Below are 16,578 nucleotides of genomic sequence, written 5' to 3' on the forward strand. Positions count from 1 at the left end.
CAGATTTAACCCTCTGTAATTTCTTTTTCCTTGTTTGCAGCTAATTCGTCAATCTTAGAAACAGCATCATCTGTAACTTTTTGAATTTGTTTTTCTAAATCATGCAAATCATCTTCTGTGATTTCACTGTTTTTTTGTTGTTTTTTAACATCATCCATTGCATCACGTCTAATATTTCTAACAGCAATACGAGCTTTTTCGGCTTCTTTACCCACTTGCTTAGCAATTTCTTTTCTTCGTTCTCCAGTTAGTTGAGGAATAACTAGTCTTATTACATTTCCATCATTGGCTGGATTTAAACCTAAGTCAGCATTGTTTATAGCATACTCTATATCATCAAGTGCTGTTTTATCAAAAGGAGTTATTAATAAAACGCGAGCTTCTGGAATATTTATAGAAGCAACTTGATTCAAAGGTACCTCAGATCCATAGTACATAACCTTAACATTATTCAAAATTGATGCATTGGCTTTACCAGCTCTAATATTACCTAGTTCTTGTTGCAGAACACTGATAGATTTATTCATATTTTCTCTTGATTTAGATACTGCATTATTATCAGCCATAATTAGTTATTACCGTCCTTAATAATTGTTCCAATATTCTCACCAAGAACAACTTTTTTAATATTTTCAGGTTCATTTAGATTGAAAACAACTAGAGGTATATGATTATCCATTGATAATGAAGAAGCAGTTGAATCCATAACTCCAAGATTTTTATTGATTAAGTCTAATTGTGATAACTCATCAAATTTCACAGCATTTGGATCTTTGTTAGGATCTGCCGAATAAACACCATCAACATTATTCTTAGCCATCAATATTACATCTGCTTCTATTTCAGCAGCACGTAGAACTGAAGTTGTATCTGTTGAGAAGTAAGGATTACCTGTTCCACCAGCAAAAATAACAACTCTACCTTTTTCTAAGTGTCTGATTGCTCTTCTTCTAATATATGGTTCAGCTACTTGACGCATTTCAATGGATGTTTGAACACGTGAAGGGACTCCCACTTGTTCTAACCCATCTTGTAAAGCAAGACCATTCATAACTGTTGCCATCATACCCATGTAATCAGCTTGAGCTCTATCCATGCCCATTTCAGCACCTGTTTCACCGCGCCAAATATTTCCGCCACCACAAACAATAGCGACTTGAACTCCAAGATCATTGACACTCTTAATTTGTTCAGCAATTGACTTAATTACAGGTGGATTAATTCCAAAACCCTTTTCTCCGGCAAGTGCTTCACCGGAAATTTTTAAAATTACTCTTTTATATTTGATTTCAGGCATAAATAAACTCCTTTTTGAAATTTTACTAATAAATATTTTAACATATTAACTAGTTCCGGTCTTCATAATGGTTGATTTTTCGGAAAAAAGTATAAAAAAAAAGCCTTATTGGCTTTTTATTTTACTTGATTCATAACTTCTTCAGCAAAGTTGTTTTCGGCTTTTTCAATACCTTCACCAACTTCAAATCTTGTGTAAGAAATAAGTTTACCATTTTTTGAATCAACGTATTGTTTAACTGTCATATCTGAATCTTTAACAAATTCTTGATCTGCTAAACTGATTTCTGATAGATATTTGTTAATACGTCCTTCAACAATCTTAGGTACGATATTTTCTGGCTTACCTTCTTCAAGAGTTTCCTTTGTGATAACTTCTTTTTCATGAGCAAGAACATCAGCAGGAACATCTTCACGAGTCATATATAGTGGATTAACAGCAGCAACGTGCATAGCAACATCTTTAGCTGTTGTTTCATCAGCACCTTCAATAACAGTAAGTGCAGCAATTAGACCACCATTATGTAAGTATGAACCAAATGATTGTGAATCTGTTTTTTCAACCACTTCAAAACGTCTTAGAGTGATTTTTTCTCCGATAACAGCTGTTAGATTAGTAATAGCTTCATCAATTGTTTCACCATCAATCTTAAGTGCTAATGCTTCGTCCATTGTCTTAGGAGCTTCTTTAACAATTGCATTACCAATGTTATTTACAAGAGCTTGAAATTTATCATTTGAAGAAACAAAGTCTGTTTCTGAGTTAACTTCGATGATTGATGCTCTGTTGCCATCAATTTGAATATGTGCAAGACCTTCAGCAGCAATACGATCATTCTTCTTGGCAGCCTTAGCAATACCCTTTTCACGTAGTTCGTCGATAGCTTTTTGCATATCTCCATCAGCTGATACAAGGGCCTTTTTAGCGTCCATCATACCAACACTTGTTTTATCACGTAATTCTTTTACTTGAGCAGCAGTAATATTAGCCATTCTTTAATATCCTCCATTCTTTAAAAAGAAAGCCATCTTTATCAGACGGCTATTTAAAATACTATTTTATTATATATTAAATTATTCTTCAGTTGAAGTAGCAGTTTCTGTTGATTCTTCGGCAGCTTCTGTCATTTCAGCAGCTACACTTTCTTCACCTTGTTTACCTTCAATGATAGCATCTGCCATTCTTGAAACGATTAGCTTAACAGCACGGATAGCATCATCGTTAGATGGAATGATAACATCGATGTTATCAGGATCAGTATTTGTATCAACCATAGCTACGATAGGAATGTTAAGTTTCTTAGCTTCGTTAACTGCAATTGTTTCTTTATGTGGGTCAACGATAAACATAACATCTGGAATTCTTGGCATATCTTCGATACCACCAAGGAATTTTTCAAGCTTAGCTTGTTGTTTTGTAAGAAGTGCAACTTCTTTCTTAGGTAGACGTTCAAATGTACCGTCTTCAGCCATAGCTTTGATTTCTTTTAATCTCTTGATACGTTTTTGAATAGTGTTCCAGTTTGTTAGTGTTCCACCTAACCAACGGTGGTTTACATAATATTGACCTGAACGTTGTGCTTCTTCAGCAATAGCATCTTGAGCTTGCTTCTTTGTACCAACGAATAGGAAAATTCCGTCATCACCGGCAACAGCCTTCATATAGTTGTATGCATCGTCAATCATGCGAACTGTTTTTTGTAGATCGATGATGTAGATACCATTTCTTTGTGTAAAGATGAATGGAGCCATCTTAGGGTTCCAACGTCTTGTTTGGTGTCCAAAGTGAACACCTGCTTCTAGTAGTTGTTTCATTGAAATAACTGACATAAAAATTTCCTCCTGGTTTTTTCCTCCACTTAAATCACTTTTAGATAAAACACATCTGTGCACCAATATCTAAATCATTAAGTGTGCGTATTTATTCATACAAATTTCTAGTATACAGAATACTTAGAAATGTTTCAATAATTATTGCCAATTAATTCCGTGATTCTGCAAAAATAATTCCTTAGCTTTTCTAGTTTTCTTTTTCCATTCTGCTTCTCTCTTTAAAGCTTCAGATTTTGAATTGAGTCCTTCTTTATACAATAATTTTACGGGTCTTCTAAATTTAGTATACTTAGCACCTTTACCCGAATTGTGTGTTGCCACTCTCTTGTCGACGTCATTACTTGTCCCAATGTAAAATGTTGCATCCGAGCAAAGTAATATATAGACGTAATAATTGTTTTCATCCATTAATTATTTTTTCTGCCTTTGAAGTTAAATTTCCGTTTTCATCATATATCACTAAATCAGGAATTATTTTTAAGGAAGCCGATTTAACAGTTTTGATTGCGTCAATCAAAACTAAATTAGCATCTTTGTCGTCATAACTTCTGACAAACTGAATTTTTTTTGGTTGTAAATTATGTTTGTTCATAGAACTAAATATTTCCACTAGTCTTTCTGGGCGATGTACCATGTAAAAATGTTTGTTTTCTTTTAGCAATATCTTAGCCATGTTACATATATCATCTAAGTTGGTTAGTAGTTCATGCCTTGCTTTTGAAAGCACCTCATTATTCTTAGTTTTTGTATTGTCATCAATTTTAAAATAAGGTGGATTACAAGTTATTAGGTCAACGCTATCGTGATTAATATATTTCTGTGCATTTTTTAAATCGATATTAATCATTTCAACTCTATTTTCAAGATTATTTAATTTGATACTCTCCACCGCTAACTGAGCAAGTTCTTTTTGTATCTCTATTAATTTAATATTTGCATCAGTTTTTGATGCCAAACTCAGTCCAATAACACCATTTCCAGAGCACAAGTCTACAATAGTTCCTTTTTTTACCGGATTTACAAAATTATATAGTAAAATGGTATCTAAGTTAAATGAATAAAGATCTTTGTCTTGGTATATTTCTATACCGCTATTAGATATAATGTCTTTTGTAATTTTTTCCATATTTATACTCTTACCTTTAGGAGATTATTTAATTATGTTCTATAAATTTATTCGTGTTTTAGTACGTATTATCGTGTTTATTTTAAATGGTCGTTTCAAAATTGATGGAAAAGAAAATATTCCTGACGGTCCATATATTATAGTAGCACCTCACAGAACTTGGTGGGAACCATTATTTTTTGCGCTAGCAATATCTCCCGGAGAAGCTACATTTATGGCTAAAAAAGAAATATTTAAAAATCCTATTTTGAGATTTATTCTTTTCCACTCACACGCTTTCCCTGTTGATCGGGAAAAACCAGGTCCTTCTGTAGTTAAAACACCAATTAAAAACATGAAAAATAAAGGTCAAGTGCTAATAATGTTTCCATCAGGAACAAGATATTCTGAAGACTTAAAAGGTGGTGCAGCATTAATAGCAAAACTTTCAAAAGCGCCTCTTGTCCCTGTAGTTTACCAAGGTCCCTTAACGTTTTGGGGACTATTAAAACATCAACAAATCACTATCGGTATAGGTAAGGAAATAGACTTTGATTTCAAAGCCAAATTAACTGAGGATCAAATAGAAAAAGTTAATGTTGATATGGAAGATGCTTGGAAAGTTGTAGACAATCAAATTAATCCTGAATTTAAATATATTCCACAAAAAAAGACTGAACATTAAAGTTCAGTCTTTTTTTTAGCGTTAATACCAATATCTGATCGATAAAATGAATTTTGAGGATTTAATTTAGAAATTTGTTTATATGCCTTTGACCTTGCATGATGAAAATTCTCATCATCTGCAGAAACTAAAAACAATCTACCGCCATCACTAACAATATTCTCATCAATTACTTTAACACCAGCAAAATCAATATTCTCTATTTCTTTAATATTTTCATTTTTAAGTATTATTTCATTTTTTTGAATTTTTATTGGATAACCGTTACTGGCAATGAAGACACCAACAGAATATCCACTTTGATTCCAAGATATATCAATTGGTTCATCATTAATATATGAATTTATTATCTCTGATAAACTCGTTTCCAATCTTCTTAAAATTACTTCGGTTTCTGGATCACCAAATCGTGCATTAAATTCAATTACTTTGACACCAGTCTCTGTTGAAATTAATCCTGCATACAAAATACCTGTAAAAGATATCCCTTGTTTTTTTAAACTTTCAACAAAAGGAATTACAATCTTCTGTTTAGAAAATTCTATAGTTTCTTCAGTGAGTGATGACACTGGACTAACAGCCCCCATGCCTCCTGTATTGTGACCCATATCATTTTCCAAAGATCTCTTGTAATCTTGAGCAACTGGCATAAAACTAATATTGTTCTCCGAAACAAAAGACATTAAAGAAAATTCTGTCCCAGTTAGATACTCTTCAATAACAATTTTTTCTGTATCAAATTTAGAATCTAACAAAAGATTTTTAATTGTTTTTAGAGATGATTCCATATCTTTCTCAATGTACACACCCTTTCCGGATGCTAAACCATCTGCTTTAATAACTATTGGATATGACTCGATACTTTTTACATATTCTGTTGCCAAATCATAATCTGTAAATTCTTCATAACTAGCTGTAGGTATATCATTTTCGAGCATTAAATTTTTTGAAAATATTTTTGATCCCTCAATCTTTGCTGCTTCTTTAGTAGGACCGAATATTTTTAACCCACGTTCTCTAAAATAATCTACAATTCCTGCAACTAAAGGCTCCTCTGGTCCCACAATAGAATATTCTATTTTCTGATCGATAACATACTGAATTAGAGATTCAAAATCATTTTCTGATATATCAACAGTTTTTATTCCAAACAAACTCATACCGGAATTACCTGGAGCACAAATAACATCATTACCATCTTTAATTATTTTTTTACAAATTGCATGTTCTCTCGCACCACGGCCAATTACTAATATTTTCAACAGAATCCTCCTTAATGTTTAAAATGTCTTCTTCCTGTAAAAATCATAGAAATGCCATATTCATTTGCTTTATCAATAGATTGTTGATCCTTAATTGATCCACCAGGTTGGATAATTGCTGTTACTCCATGCTTAGCAGCATATTCAACACAATCATCCATTGGGAAAAAGGCATCTGACGCCATAATCATTAATTCTTTAGATTCATTTTGTATTGCTTGTTTTAATGCAATTTCTACAGATCCAATCCTATTCATCTGACCTGCACCAATACCCAAGGTTTGATTTTTACCTGAAATAACTATCGCATTACTTTTTACGTGTTTAACAACTTTTTGACCAAATAATAGTGCTTCTATCTCATCAGTGCTTGGTTCTTTTTTTGTAACAATTTCAAAATCGTTCAGAGAATCAACACAAGAATCTCTTTCTTGTACTAACGTGCCTCCAAGAACCGAAACATACTCCATCTTGTCTGCTTTTTGATACTCTGAAAAATCTAACTCTAAAAGTCTAAGATTTTTTTTGCTTGAAAGAATTTCTACAGCTTCTTCTGAAAAACTTGGTGCAATTATGATTTCCAAAAAAATCTTATGCATTTGTTCCGCCATTGCTTTAGATACTTCACGATTAGAAACAATGACACCACCAAAAATGGAAGTCCTATCTGCGGAATATGCTCTTTCCCATGCATTAAAAATATTCTCACTATCAACGCCAATTCCACATGGATTCATGTGTTTTAAAGCCACAACACAAGGTTCATCAAAATCTGCAATGATTTTGATTGCAGCATCAGCGTCTTTAATATTGTTATATGATAATTCTTTACCATTTAATTGTTTACTTGAGGCAATTGAGTAACTTGTAGGAATAGAATTTCTGTAGAATGCAGCACTTTGGTGCGAGTTTTCGCCATATCTCAAAGAATCCTTAAATTCTAAAGAAATACTCTTTTCTTGGGGATATTCTTTTCCAATTTGATTTTCAAAATAACCTGCAATTATAGAATCGTAGTTAGCAGTGTGTTCAAATGCCTTACAAGCAAGTTGCTTTCTATAATCAACATCATTTTGAGATAACTCAATTTTATCTATCACCTCATTATAGTCTTTTGGATCCACTATAACTGTAATATCTTTGAAATTCTTTGATGCTGATCTGATCATAGATGGACCACCGATATCAATTTGTTCTATTGCTTCATCTAAACTTATATCTAAATTCTGAATTGTTTCTTTAAAAGGGTATAAATTTACACAAACCAAGTCGATTGGTTCTATTGAATATTTATCTAAAGTTTCCATATGATCCTTGTTACTTCTCTTTGCTAGTAACCCAGCATGGATATTAGGATGAAGTGTTTTAACTCTACCATCAAGCATCTCAGGAAATTTTGTTATATCAGAAACTTCTGTTACTTCAATATTATTATCTTTCAATACTTTAAATGTTCCACCTGTAGAAATTATCGAATAATTATTTTTTATTAGTTTTTTTGCAAATTCTGTAATATTTGTTTTGTCTGACACACTTATAAGAGCTCTTTTCATAATTGTTCCCCTTTATTATATTGATCTAATAATTTTGCCAAAACTTCTGAATATAATTCGTGTTCTACTGAATGAACTCTTTTTTCTAATATTGGTAGTGTATCGTTTTTGTAAATTGGTACTTTTTTTTGTTGGATAAGAGGACCTGTATCTACGTCTTCATCTATGTAATGAATAGTAACCCCTGTTTCTTCCTCATCTGCTTCAAAATCTCTCTCTATAGCTCTTAATCCTGAGTAAGCTGGAAGACATGATGGATGAATATTTATTATTCTTCGTGGATATTCGGATAATAATGTAGCAGTCACAACACGCATATATCCTGCAAGAATGATGTAATCAATGTCATACGGCTTCAGTAATTTAATTATTGCTTCCTCATAAGAGGATCTATCTGGATAATTCTCTAATTGATTAATAAATATAGATATTTTGTACTTCTCAGCCAATTTAATAACGTTTGCTTCAGGTTTATCACATACCATGATACTTATTGATAAGCCCTTATCTCTGAGCAAAGTGTTTTTTATAATTGCTTCAAAATTAGAACCATTTCCAGATGCAAATATGGCTATTTTCATATTTTTACCTCACTAGTTCAACGGATGAATCACTTTTCGGAATAATTTCCCCGATTACAATTGCATCATCTGCTTTATTTTGATTTTGAAAAGTTTTCATTACTGATGAGACATTATCTGCTGAAACAGAAATTACCATACCAATTCCCATATTGAAGTCTCTGTACATTTCAAAATCATCAATATTCCCATAGTCTTTCAGTAACCGAAATACATTGGGTATTTGCCACGAATCTAAATTTATACGAGCGAAAAGATTATCATTAAACATTCTTGGAACATTTTCTAATAGACCCCCGTCAGTTATATGAGCAGCACCATTTATAATATTTTGTTCAATAAGTGGTTTCATTTCATTTGTATATATTTTTGTCGGTTCTATTAAAATCTGTCCTATTGTTTTATTACAATCATCCCAAAGTAACGAATTAATATTTAATTTGTAATCCTTAAAAAGAATTTTCCTTATTAAAGAAAAACCATTTGAATGTACACCACTTGATTTGATTCCGATTAAAACATCCCCTGATTTAACATTGTCTTTTTTAAATAGTTTTCTTTTTCCACAATTCCCATAGAAAAACCAGCAATATCAAATATATCTTCTGAATACACCCCAGGCATTTCAGCAGTTTCTCCTCCAATTAGTTTTATATCAGCTAATTGGCATCCTTTAATTATTCCTTTTAATAATTCATTAACTTTAGAATCAATTTTTGATACAGCAATATAATCCATAAATGAACTGGAAATTGCCCCCTGTGCTAGCAAGTATTTACGCACATTGCAACACAATCAATCCCAATAGTGTCCCATTTTTTTAATTCGTTAGTTAATAATAGTTTTGTTCCTACCCCGTCATTACTTGATACAACCACAGGATTATTTATGTTATTTGGTATATTGCAAATTGCCCCAAATGATCCTATATTTTCAGAATTATCTTTTATGAATTTTGAAATTTGATTTCCGTTATTTATATCAACACCAGATTCTTTATACAAGTCATTCAATATAATTACCTCGCTTTATTTTCTATATTCATAGTCGTAAAGATACTCTGGATAATCACCATTGAAATATGACATATCAAGACCATTATATTTTTCGGAAAATTTTGTGCCTATAGAATCAATTAGACCTTCCTCACTTAGAAATGCTAATGAATCTGAATTAAATAAATTATTCATTTCCTCAATTGATAATTTAGAAGCAATCAATTCGTCTTTATTTTGAATATCGATTCCAAAAAAAGAAGGATATTTAAACGGAGTGGAAGCAATTCGTAGATGGACTTCCTTGGCGCCAGCATCTCTCAACAACTTAACAATTCTTTTTGATGTTGTTCCTCTAACGATTGAATCATCTACTAAAACTACTTTTTTTCCTTTGACTACTCCCTTAATAGCAGATAACTTTTGACAGACACTTGCCTCTCGAAGTTCTTGATTGGGTTGAATAAACTCTCTTCCCACATATTGATTTTTTATCAATCCCATTTCGTAAGGCAGATTCAACTGCTCAGAGTATCCGCTTGCTGCTGACAGTGATGAATTGGGAATACCTATAACTATATCTGCATCTACAGGTGATTCCTTAGCCAAATTAATCCCCATTCTTTTCCTAGCTTTGTGAACATTTATTCCTAAAATATTAGAATCTGGTCTTGCAAAATATATATATTCCATTGAACAAATTGCTTGTTTAGTTTCGTCAGTCCAATGATCTATCTCTAATCCAGAATTAGATATTTTTATTAACTCCCCAGGAAGTACGTCTCTTAAAAACTCCCCACCGACCGCATCGATAGCACATGTTTCACTTGCTACTACATAACCACCATCATTTAAAGTACCTATTGATATTGGTCTGAAACCATGTCTATCAAGAGCTACGTACAATGCATCTTTTGTAAGAGTAAGATATGCAAATCCACCCTTCAAAAAATTAAGACCCTCTTTTAATTTTTCTTGAAATGTTGCCTTGTCAGACAGTCTGACTAAATGCATCAATAATTCAGAATCAGAGGTCGAATGAAATATATGACCACGCTTTTCAAGATCACTCTTCAAAGTTTTGGAATTTGTTAAATTTCCATTATGAGCTAAAGCAATTTGTTCATCAGTGAATTCAAATAATAATGGTTGTATATTTGAAATTTTATTATCACCTGATGTGGAATATCTAACATGACCTATTGCAGAACTTCCATTTAACTGATTCAACAATGACATATCTTGAAAAACTTGAGTTAATAATCCGATATTTTTTATGCAGTTAATTCTGCCATTATTTAAAGCAGCAATACCTGCGCCCTCTTGTCCACGATGTTGTAAACTGTTTAAACCAAGGTAAGATAAATTACTTGCTTGTTTGGAACTCCAGATCCCAAAAATTCCACATTCTTCGTTTAAGCTTCTTATTTCATTTGACAAGATATACCTTCTTTCCATGATCTGTAAGCAACATCTTTATTTAAATTCACACGTTCATCAGCAGTTTGAATTTTAAATTCTGAATCATCAGTAACTTTTCCAATAAGTTCATATGTTCCACTTATAAAACTTTCAACAATTAACTTGTCAGAAGGATTAACAGTTACTACAAATCGTGAAGATGTCTCTGAAAACAGTTGTTTACTATTTAATTTTGTTTTTATATCAATGTCAAAATTATTTTTAAATGAACATTCTGCTAGTGCAGTAAAAAGACCACCTTCTGAAATATCATGGCAACTAATAAGTAATTTTTCTTCTATAAGTTGCACTATTGAATTTTGATTTTCCTGAATCTTTGAAATATCTAAATTAGATAACTGACCAAATATTTTTCCGGTTTCTAATGTTTGAATTTCTGACCCATTGAAATCGTCTTTAGTTTCCCCAATTAAATAAATTAAATCTCCTGCATTTTTAAAATCTATTGTAGTTATATTTTCTGTATCATCTACCAAACCAACCATCCCAATCATGGGACTTGGATAGATAGCATCTTCCTCAAACTCATTAAATAAGGAAACATTTCCAGATACTACAGGCAGCTCATATGTTGTACAGATATCAGAAATACCATCAACACTCTTTGAAAAATCATAAAAAATTTCTGGATTTTCTGGATTTCCAAAGTTCAAGCAATCCGTCAATCCTACTGGCCTAGCACCTGTTGAAATAAGATTATTTACGGATTCTAATGTTAAAATTTGTCCACCAATAAATGGATCTAAATAAACAAACCTTGAATTACTGTCATTGGTTACGGCAATTGCCTTACTTGTTTCTTTAATTCTTACTACTCCGGCATCTCCTCCCGGAAGAACCACAGTATCTGATTTAACTTGAGAATCATAGGTTTTATAAAAAAAACTTTTATCAGAAATGTTAGGCTGTTTTAAGATATTTATTAATGTATTTTCTAAATTACTTATTTCAGGAACATACTGCGATGATGGCTGAGATGAAACTCTTTTTGATTCCACCACAGATCTAATGTATATAGGAGCTTTATCAACAATTCCACTGACAAGGCACATCTACAACTGTTTCTCCGTTGAATGTTGCTTTATAAGTATCATTGTCAGTAATTTCTCCGATGATTACAGCATCCAAACCTGATTTTTTAAAATGTTGAATGATTTTTGAACTGTTCTCTTTTTCAATACATAAAACCATTCTCTCTTGCGATTCTGAAAGTAACATCTCATATGCAGATATATCTGATTCTCTTTGTGGAATGTTATCAATATTTAAAGTAATTCCACATCCAGTTTTGGAAACCATCTCTGATGTCGAAGATATTAATCCAGCAGCGCCCATATCTTGCATCCCCTTAACCCAGTTAGGATGATTGATAACTAAATCTAAACAAGAATCCATAAACAACTTTTCCATAAATGGATTTCCTACTTGGACAGCAGATTTTTGAGTACTGTTGTTTTCGTCAAACTCATCTGATGCAAATGTTGCCCCGTGAATTCCATCTCTTCCTGTTTTTGATCCGACGTAGATTAGCAGATTCCCAGTTCCTTTTGCAGAACTTGTAGTTAGATTTGATTTTTTTATAAGTCCTATACACATCGCATTAACAAGTGGATTCTTTTTATAACAATTTTCAAAAGATATTTCTCCCGCTATATTTGGTATTCCAATACTATTCCCATACCATCCAATTCCGGAAACAACCTCACTTACTAAGTTTTTGGTCTCTTTATCCTCCAAAAGTCCAAACTTCAAACTATCGGTTAATGCTATTGGTTCTGCTCCCATGGAAAAAATATCCCTAATAATTCCACCGACTCCTGTTGCTGCTCCTTGAAAAGGTTCAACTGCTGAGGAATGATTATGGCCTTCTGCCTTAAAAACTACTGCCATACCGTCACCTATATCAATCGCACCAGCGTCTTCTCCTGCTCCTGTAATAACATTACTACCCGACGAAGGAAATTTTTTTAATACGTTTTTAGAGTTTTTATATGAACAATGCTCACTCCACATAACTGAAAAAATGCCTAACTCAGTATAGTTGGGTAATCTTTTTAATACGTCCTCACATAAATAATCGTATTCTTCAGTTGTTAGACCCCAATTTTTATACAATTTTGTTTCTTTTAATTCAATGGGTGTTGGCTCATTCATTGATTTACCTCACTACTTTTGAATATAGATTTAAATAATTTAATTCCATCCTTGGAACCAAGCATTTCTTCAATTGCTCTCTCCGGATGTGGCATTAATCCCATTACATTTCCTTTGATGTTTGTAATGCCTGCTATTTTATCGATACTGCCATTAACATCATCTGAATATTGAAGAATGATTTGATTGTTCTCTTTTAAATTTTTTAATGTACTTAAGTCACAGTAAAATTTACCCTCACCATGTGCTATTGGTAATCTAATCTCTTGATTTTCTTTATATTCATTACTAAACATCGTCTGATTATTTTTTACGATTAAAGTAGGTGTATCACAAATAAACTTTCCAGAATCATTTTTTATCAGTGACCCTGGTAATAGATTCATTTCAGTTAAAATTTGAAATCCATTACATATTCCTAGTACGGGTTTGCCTTGGACAGCAAGTTGTTTAATAGCCTTAGTAATTGGAGTTTTAGCTGCTAGAGCACCACTTCTTAAATAATCTCCATAAGAGAAGCCACCTGGAATAAAAACACCATCAAATCCTTCTAAACTGGACTCATCAGAATTAACAAACTCAATTTCATGGTTTGTAGTTATTTTTAGTGCATGATACAAATCTTTATCACAATTTGAACCTGGAAAGACAATAACTGCCAATTTCAATTATCTTTCCTCCAAAATAGTAAATTCTTCCAAATTAGGATTAATTAATAACTTCTCTGACAATTCTGAAATAATTTCTTCTTCATTATCTGTGTTATCTGAAATATCAATTTCAAAATACTTTCCAATTCTTATTGCTTCAATACTTTTAAATCCCATTCCATCAGCTATTTTTTCCACTTCCTGACCTTGGACATCAATAATAGATTTTTTAAAATTTACTAATACCTTCACAGTTGCCATAACTAATATTCCACCAATCTTTTTAAGACTTCTTTATATGAACCAATCAGACTACCAGTACTATTTCTAAATACATCCTTATCCAGAGAATCACCTGTACTCTTATCCCACAACCTACAATTATCTGGTGAAAATTCATCTACTAAAATAATTGAATTTTCAAATCTACCAAACTCCAATTTAAAATCGATTAAATCTAATTTTTTAGAATCAAAGTATGGTAGTAAAAGATCATTAATTTTTAGTGCTTCATTTTTCAAAAAAATCATTTCTTCTTTACTCATCAAATCAATCGCAAGAATCTGTGAATCATTAATAAATGGATCATCGAGTTCATCATTTTTATAGTAGAACTCGATAACTGGATATTTTAATTTCAAACCTCTCTGCAAATTAAATTTTTTAGCAAAACTACCTGCTATCTTGTTTCTAACAACTAATTCCAGAGGAATGACTTCTGTCTTATGAACAATTTGAGATTTGTCATCTAAATTAGAAATAAAATGTGTTTTTATTCCATTTGTTTGAAGATAGTCAAAAATTATATTTGTTATTTGAAAGTTAAGTAAACCTTTGCCTTCTATATTTTTTTATTTTTACCATTCAACGAGGTTGCTTGATCCTTATAAACCATTAAAAGTTCATCATCATTATCGGTACTATAAAGATTCTTGGCTTTTCCCGAATATACTAATTTATCCTTCATTTTTACTATCATCCCATATCTTATTTTTCTTAAATTCTTGTTTTAAAATTACCGGATTTTCATTTGTTAATACCGTTATGTGAGCCATTTTTCTATTCTTTTTAGGTAATTCTTTGCAGTAATCATGAAAATGCCACATATGTTTTTCAAATACAGCTTCTTTCACTGCATCATAATGTTGACCTAAGACGTTAATCATCACCGCGTTGCTCTTTAAAGAAATGTTAGGCATTGGTAAATTACAAATTCCTCGTATATGAGTATTAAATTGAGAAAAATTACATGCCTCAATTGTTAAATGACCAGAATTATGTGGACGTGGGGCAATTTCATTTATATAGACTTGATTATTTTTAGAGATGAAAAATTCAACACACATTGTTCCAACTAGACAAAGTTCTGAAGCAAGCTTTTTTGCAATGGATGTGAGCTCTTCTGCTATTTCTTTTGAAATATCTTGATAAAAGTAACTAATATTTAAAATGTTATTTTTGTGTTCATTATTTATTATCGGAAAAATTGAAATATCTCCATTAATATTTCGAGATATTATTACTGAGACTTCCTCTTTAAGATCGACCATTTTTTCTAAAATGCATTCGCCATTTTCTAATAATTCCAAAATTTTATTTTCAGAAAAATCCAGGGTATCAATATTGATCTGTCCTTTTCCGTCATAACCACCGTTTGTAGTTTTTAAAATAGCAGGTATGCCTATTTCAGATAAACTTTTAGAAAATTCTTCAATATTGGAAACAATTTGAAAATTTGTCACCGGTAAATTTAATGATTTAATTTTATTTTTTTCTAATTTTCTATTTTGAGTAATAGATAGTGCAGTTATTCCTTGACGTACTTCAGTATACTTTTGAATTTCACTTATTGTCTCAGCACTGACATTTTCAAATTCATAAGTTAAAACATCTACTACCTTAGATAACTCAATTAAGCTTTCTAAGTCGTCATATTCAGCAACAATCTGTTGATCAGAAACCTGAGCTGCAGAACAATTTTTTTGAGGATCTAAAATGACAACATAATATCCCATTTGCTTAGCAGACTGTGCCATCATTTTTCCTAATTGACCACCACCAACTATTCCTATCGTTGAGCCAGATTTAATATTCAATGTTCTTTCCACTTTCGATTGATTTGTCATGTAATTCATTCATATAATTCAGAATATTTGACTTGTATTGTTTATTTGATAATGCACAAATTTTTGTAGCTAATATTGCAGCATTTTTCGCACCTGATTCTCCTATTGCAACTGTTGCAACTGGAATTCCGGAAGGCATTTGTACAATTGATAGAAGCGAATCTATTCCATTAAGATCATTACTCTTTATAGGTACTCCTATAACAGGAATTTCAGTTAAAGACGCCAGCATTCCTGGCAGATGAGCTGCGCCACCCGCAGCGGCGATTATTACTTTAGTACCTCTGTCTGCAGCTCTTTCAGCAAAATTCATCATTTCTTTTGGTGTACGATGTGCAGAAATAATTTGCATATCATAGTTAACTTCGAGTTTTTCTAGCAAATCTGAAGTTAATTGCATAGTTTTTAAATCTGATACAGATCCCATTACTACTGAAACATCCATATTATTCGACCTTTCTCACTTTTTAATAGATAAATAAGAAATAAAAATTGATACTATAAATAGAATACGTACATTATTTGAAAATAATTTTAGATAGTATGTTTTTTTGCACAAAAAAAAACCTCGAACGTAAATTACGCTCGAAGTTCTAAAAAGTAATTATTTTTTTTGTGATTGTCTCATTGAATTCATAACTTGATTCAATTTCTTTTGTGAAGGCTTTTGTCCCATTTGAGCCATCATTTGTCTTACCATATCTTCACTAATTGGAGGATTTTGTTGGAAATATCTTTGCATGTACCATCTGGCACCAAAAAATCCAAGTAGTGCTCCTGCAAGAAGTGCAATTATTACTGCAATAATTATTGTAATCATTATACAAACACCTTTCTAAATAACTATCTTATATAT

The 16,578-nt window shown here is 31.8% G+C and carries 19 protein-coding genes and 2 pseudogenes; 1 reads left to right on the plus strand and 20 read right to left on the minus strand.

Annotated elements, in window-relative coordinates; genetic code table 11:
- Positions 1-5 precede the first annotated feature (5 nt).
- The 6 genes from frr to CS873_RS05500 all read right to left on the minus strand — a co-directional run bounded on the left by frr (position 6) and on the right by CS873_RS05500 (position 4,255).
- Positions 6-566 (minus strand): ribosome recycling factor, encoded by a 561-nt coding sequence (gene frr, locus CS873_RS05475; RefSeq protein ID WP_099974868.1) that lies wholly within the window; start codon positions 564-566, stop codon positions 6-8.
- Positions 567-568: 2 nt separating this feature from the next.
- Positions 569-1,297: a UMP kinase gene (gene pyrH, locus CS873_RS05480; RefSeq protein WP_099974869.1), complete on the minus strand. Its 729-nt coding sequence runs from the start codon at positions 1,295-1,297 to the stop codon at positions 569-571.
- Positions 1,298-1,413: 116 nt separating this feature from the next.
- Entirely contained in the window at positions 1,414-2,289 is an 876-nt protein-coding gene (tsf, locus tag CS873_RS05485; RefSeq protein WP_099974870.1) for a translation elongation factor Ts, read from the minus strand.
- Between the two features lie 81 nt (positions 2,290-2,370).
- The gene (rpsB, locus tag CS873_RS05490; protein ID WP_099974871.1) at positions 2,371-3,126 is read right to left on the minus strand and encodes a 30S ribosomal protein S2; all 756 of its coding nucleotides are present in this window, start codon (positions 3,124-3,126) and stop codon (positions 2,371-2,373) included.
- Between the two features lie 141 nt (positions 3,127-3,267).
- Positions 3,268-3,537 carry a GIY-YIG nuclease family protein gene (locus tag CS873_RS05495; RefSeq protein ID WP_099974872.1) on the minus strand — a complete coding sequence of 90 codons (270 nt, stop codon included), beginning with the start codon at positions 3,535-3,537 and terminating at the stop codon, positions 3,268-3,270.
- A complete protein-coding gene (locus CS873_RS05500) occupies positions 3,530-4,255 on the minus strand; it encodes a tRNA1(Val) (adenine(37)-N6)-methyltransferase (protein ID WP_099974873.1) in 726 nt (241 codons plus the stop codon). Before CS873_RS05500 ends, CS873_RS05495 begins: the two co-directional genes overlap by 8 nt.
- 34 nt (positions 4,256-4,289) lie before the next feature.
- On the opposite strand from CS873_RS05500, the gene CS873_RS05505 reads away from it, so the two are divergent.
- Positions 4,290-4,919, plus strand: coding sequence for a lysophospholipid acyltransferase family protein (locus tag CS873_RS05505; protein WP_099974874.1), 630 nt, complete (start codon positions 4,290-4,292; stop codon positions 4,917-4,919).
- Here the strand turns inward: CS873_RS05505 and purD are convergent.
- From purD to CS873_RS05575, 14 genes and pseudogenes are all read right to left on the minus strand, one after another.
- Positions 4,916-6,181 carry a phosphoribosylamine--glycine ligase gene (purD, locus tag CS873_RS05510; RefSeq protein WP_099974875.1) on the minus strand — a complete coding sequence of 422 codons (1,266 nt, stop codon included), beginning with the start codon at positions 6,179-6,181 and terminating at the stop codon, positions 4,916-4,918. The two genes, CS873_RS05505 and purD, sit on opposite strands and share 4 nt — an antisense overlap.
- A gap of 11 nt (positions 6,182-6,192) precedes the next feature.
- On the minus strand, positions 6,193-7,734 hold the full coding sequence (gene purH, locus CS873_RS05515; protein WP_099974876.1) for a bifunctional phosphoribosylaminoimidazolecarboxamide formyltransferase/IMP cyclohydrolase: 1,542 nt from the start codon (positions 7,732-7,734) through the stop codon (positions 6,193-6,195).
- Positions 7,731-8,315, minus strand: a complete 585-nt coding sequence (gene purN / locus CS873_RS05520; RefSeq protein WP_099974877.1) for a phosphoribosylglycinamide formyltransferase — start codon at positions 8,313-8,315, stop codon at positions 7,731-7,733. Before purN ends, purH begins: the two co-directional genes overlap by 4 nt.
- A 4-nt stretch (positions 8,316-8,319) precedes the next feature.
- Positions 8,320-8,829: an AIR synthase-related protein gene (locus CS873_RS05525; RefSeq protein WP_099974878.1), complete on the minus strand. Its 510-nt coding sequence runs from the start codon at positions 8,827-8,829 to the stop codon at positions 8,320-8,322.
- Entirely contained in the window at positions 8,829-9,098 is a 270-nt protein-coding gene (locus tag CS873_RS05530) for an AIR synthase related protein (protein ID WP_169922455.1), read from the minus strand. Before CS873_RS05530 ends, CS873_RS05525 begins: the two co-directional genes overlap by 1 nt.
- Positions 9,080-9,328 carry a phosphoribosylformylglycinamidine cyclo-ligase gene (locus CS873_RS05535; protein ID WP_099974880.1) on the minus strand — a complete coding sequence of 83 codons (249 nt, stop codon included), beginning with the start codon at positions 9,326-9,328 and terminating at the stop codon, positions 9,080-9,082. The genes CS873_RS05530 and CS873_RS05535 overlap by 19 nt, the downstream gene beginning before the upstream one ends.
- A 15-nt stretch (positions 9,329-9,343) precedes the next feature.
- Positions 9,344-10,750 carry an amidophosphoribosyltransferase gene (gene purF, locus CS873_RS05540; protein WP_099974881.1) on the minus strand — a complete coding sequence of 469 codons (1,407 nt, stop codon included), beginning with the start codon at positions 10,748-10,750 and terminating at the stop codon, positions 9,344-9,346.
- Positions 10,735-12,946 (minus strand): annotated as a pseudogene (gene purL, locus CS873_RS05545) (phosphoribosylformylglycinamidine synthase subunit PurL). Before purL ends, purF begins: the two are co-directional and overlap by 16 nt.
- Entirely contained in the window at positions 12,943-13,614 is a 672-nt protein-coding gene (purQ, locus tag CS873_RS05550; RefSeq protein WP_099974882.1) for a phosphoribosylformylglycinamidine synthase subunit PurQ, read from the minus strand. Before purQ ends, purL begins: the two are co-directional and overlap by 4 nt.
- Positions 13,615-13,857 carry a phosphoribosylformylglycinamidine synthase subunit PurS gene (gene purS / locus CS873_RS05555; protein WP_099974883.1) on the minus strand — a complete coding sequence of 81 codons (243 nt, stop codon included), beginning with the start codon at positions 13,855-13,857 and terminating at the stop codon, positions 13,615-13,617.
- Between the two features lie 2 nt (positions 13,858-13,859).
- A pseudogene (gene purC, locus CS873_RS05560) lies at positions 13,860-14,563 on the minus strand (phosphoribosylaminoimidazolesuccinocarboxamide synthase).
- Positions 14,553-15,722, minus strand: coding sequence for a 5-(carboxyamino)imidazole ribonucleotide synthase (gene purK / locus CS873_RS05565; RefSeq protein WP_099974884.1), 1,170 nt, complete (start codon positions 15,720-15,722; stop codon positions 14,553-14,555). The pseudogene purC and the gene purK overlap by 11 nt, the downstream one beginning before the upstream one ends.
- Positions 15,682-16,167 carry a 5-(carboxyamino)imidazole ribonucleotide mutase gene (gene purE / locus CS873_RS05570; RefSeq protein WP_099974885.1) on the minus strand — a complete coding sequence of 162 codons (486 nt, stop codon included), beginning with the start codon at positions 16,165-16,167 and terminating at the stop codon, positions 15,682-15,684. Before purE ends, purK begins: the two co-directional genes overlap by 41 nt.
- A 159-nt stretch (positions 16,168-16,326) precedes the next feature.
- Positions 16,327-16,542 carry a YneF family protein gene (locus CS873_RS05575; protein ID WP_099974886.1) on the minus strand — a complete coding sequence of 72 codons (216 nt, stop codon included), beginning with the start codon at positions 16,540-16,542 and terminating at the stop codon, positions 16,327-16,329.
- Positions 16,543-16,578: the final 36 nt, after the last annotated feature.

Source organism: Companilactobacillus metriopterae (assembly GCF_002762335.1).
Lineage (GTDB): Bacteria > Bacillota > Bacilli > Lactobacillales > Lactobacillaceae > Companilactobacillus > Companilactobacillus metriopterae.

Bases quoted from the DNA above. Each gene is read 5' to 3' on its own strand.
- rpsB (WP_099974871.1), bottom strand. From the start codon at position 3,126: ATGTCAGTTATTTCAATGAAACAACTACTAGAAGCAGGTGTTCACTTT.
- CS873_RS05505 (WP_099974874.1), top strand. From the start codon at position 4,290: ATGTTCTATAAATTTATTCGTGTTTTAGTACGTATTATCGTGTTTATT.
- CS873_RS05495 (WP_099974872.1), bottom strand. From the start codon at position 3,537: ATGGATGAAAACAATTATTACGTCTATATATTACTTTGCTCGGATGCA.
- purH (WP_099974876.1), bottom strand. From the start codon at position 7,734: ATGAAAAGAGCTCTTATAAGTGTGTCAGACAAAACAAATATTACAGAA.
- CS873_RS05575 (WP_099974886.1), bottom strand. From the start codon at position 16,542: ATGATTACAATAATTATTGCAGTAATAATTGCACTTCTTGCAGGAGCA.
- purN (WP_099974877.1), bottom strand. From the start codon at position 8,315: ATGAAAATAGCCATATTTGCATCTGGAAATGGTTCTAATTTTGAAGCA.
- frr (WP_099974868.1), bottom strand. From the start codon at position 566: ATGGCTGATAATAATGCAGTATCTAAATCAAGAGAAAATATGAATAAA.
- tsf (WP_099974870.1), bottom strand. From the start codon at position 2,289: ATGGCTAATATTACTGCTGCTCAAGTAAAAGAATTACGTGATAAAACA.
- purS (WP_099974883.1), bottom strand. From the start codon at position 13,857: ATGGCAACTGTGAAGGTATTAGTAAATTTTAAAAAATCTATTATTGAT.
- CS873_RS05500 (WP_099974873.1), bottom strand. From the start codon at position 4,255: ATGGAAAAAATTACAAAAGACATTATATCTAATAGCGGTATAGAAATA.
- purE (WP_099974885.1), bottom strand. From the start codon at position 16,167: ATGGATGTTTCAGTAGTAATGGGATCTGTATCAGATTTAAAAACTATG.
- pyrH (WP_099974869.1), bottom strand. From the start codon at position 1,297: ATGCCTGAAATCAAATATAAAAGAGTAATTTTAAAAATTTCCGGTGAA.
- purK (WP_099974884.1), bottom strand. From the start codon at position 15,722: ATGACAAATCAATCGAAAGTGGAAAGAACATTGAATATTAAATCTGGC.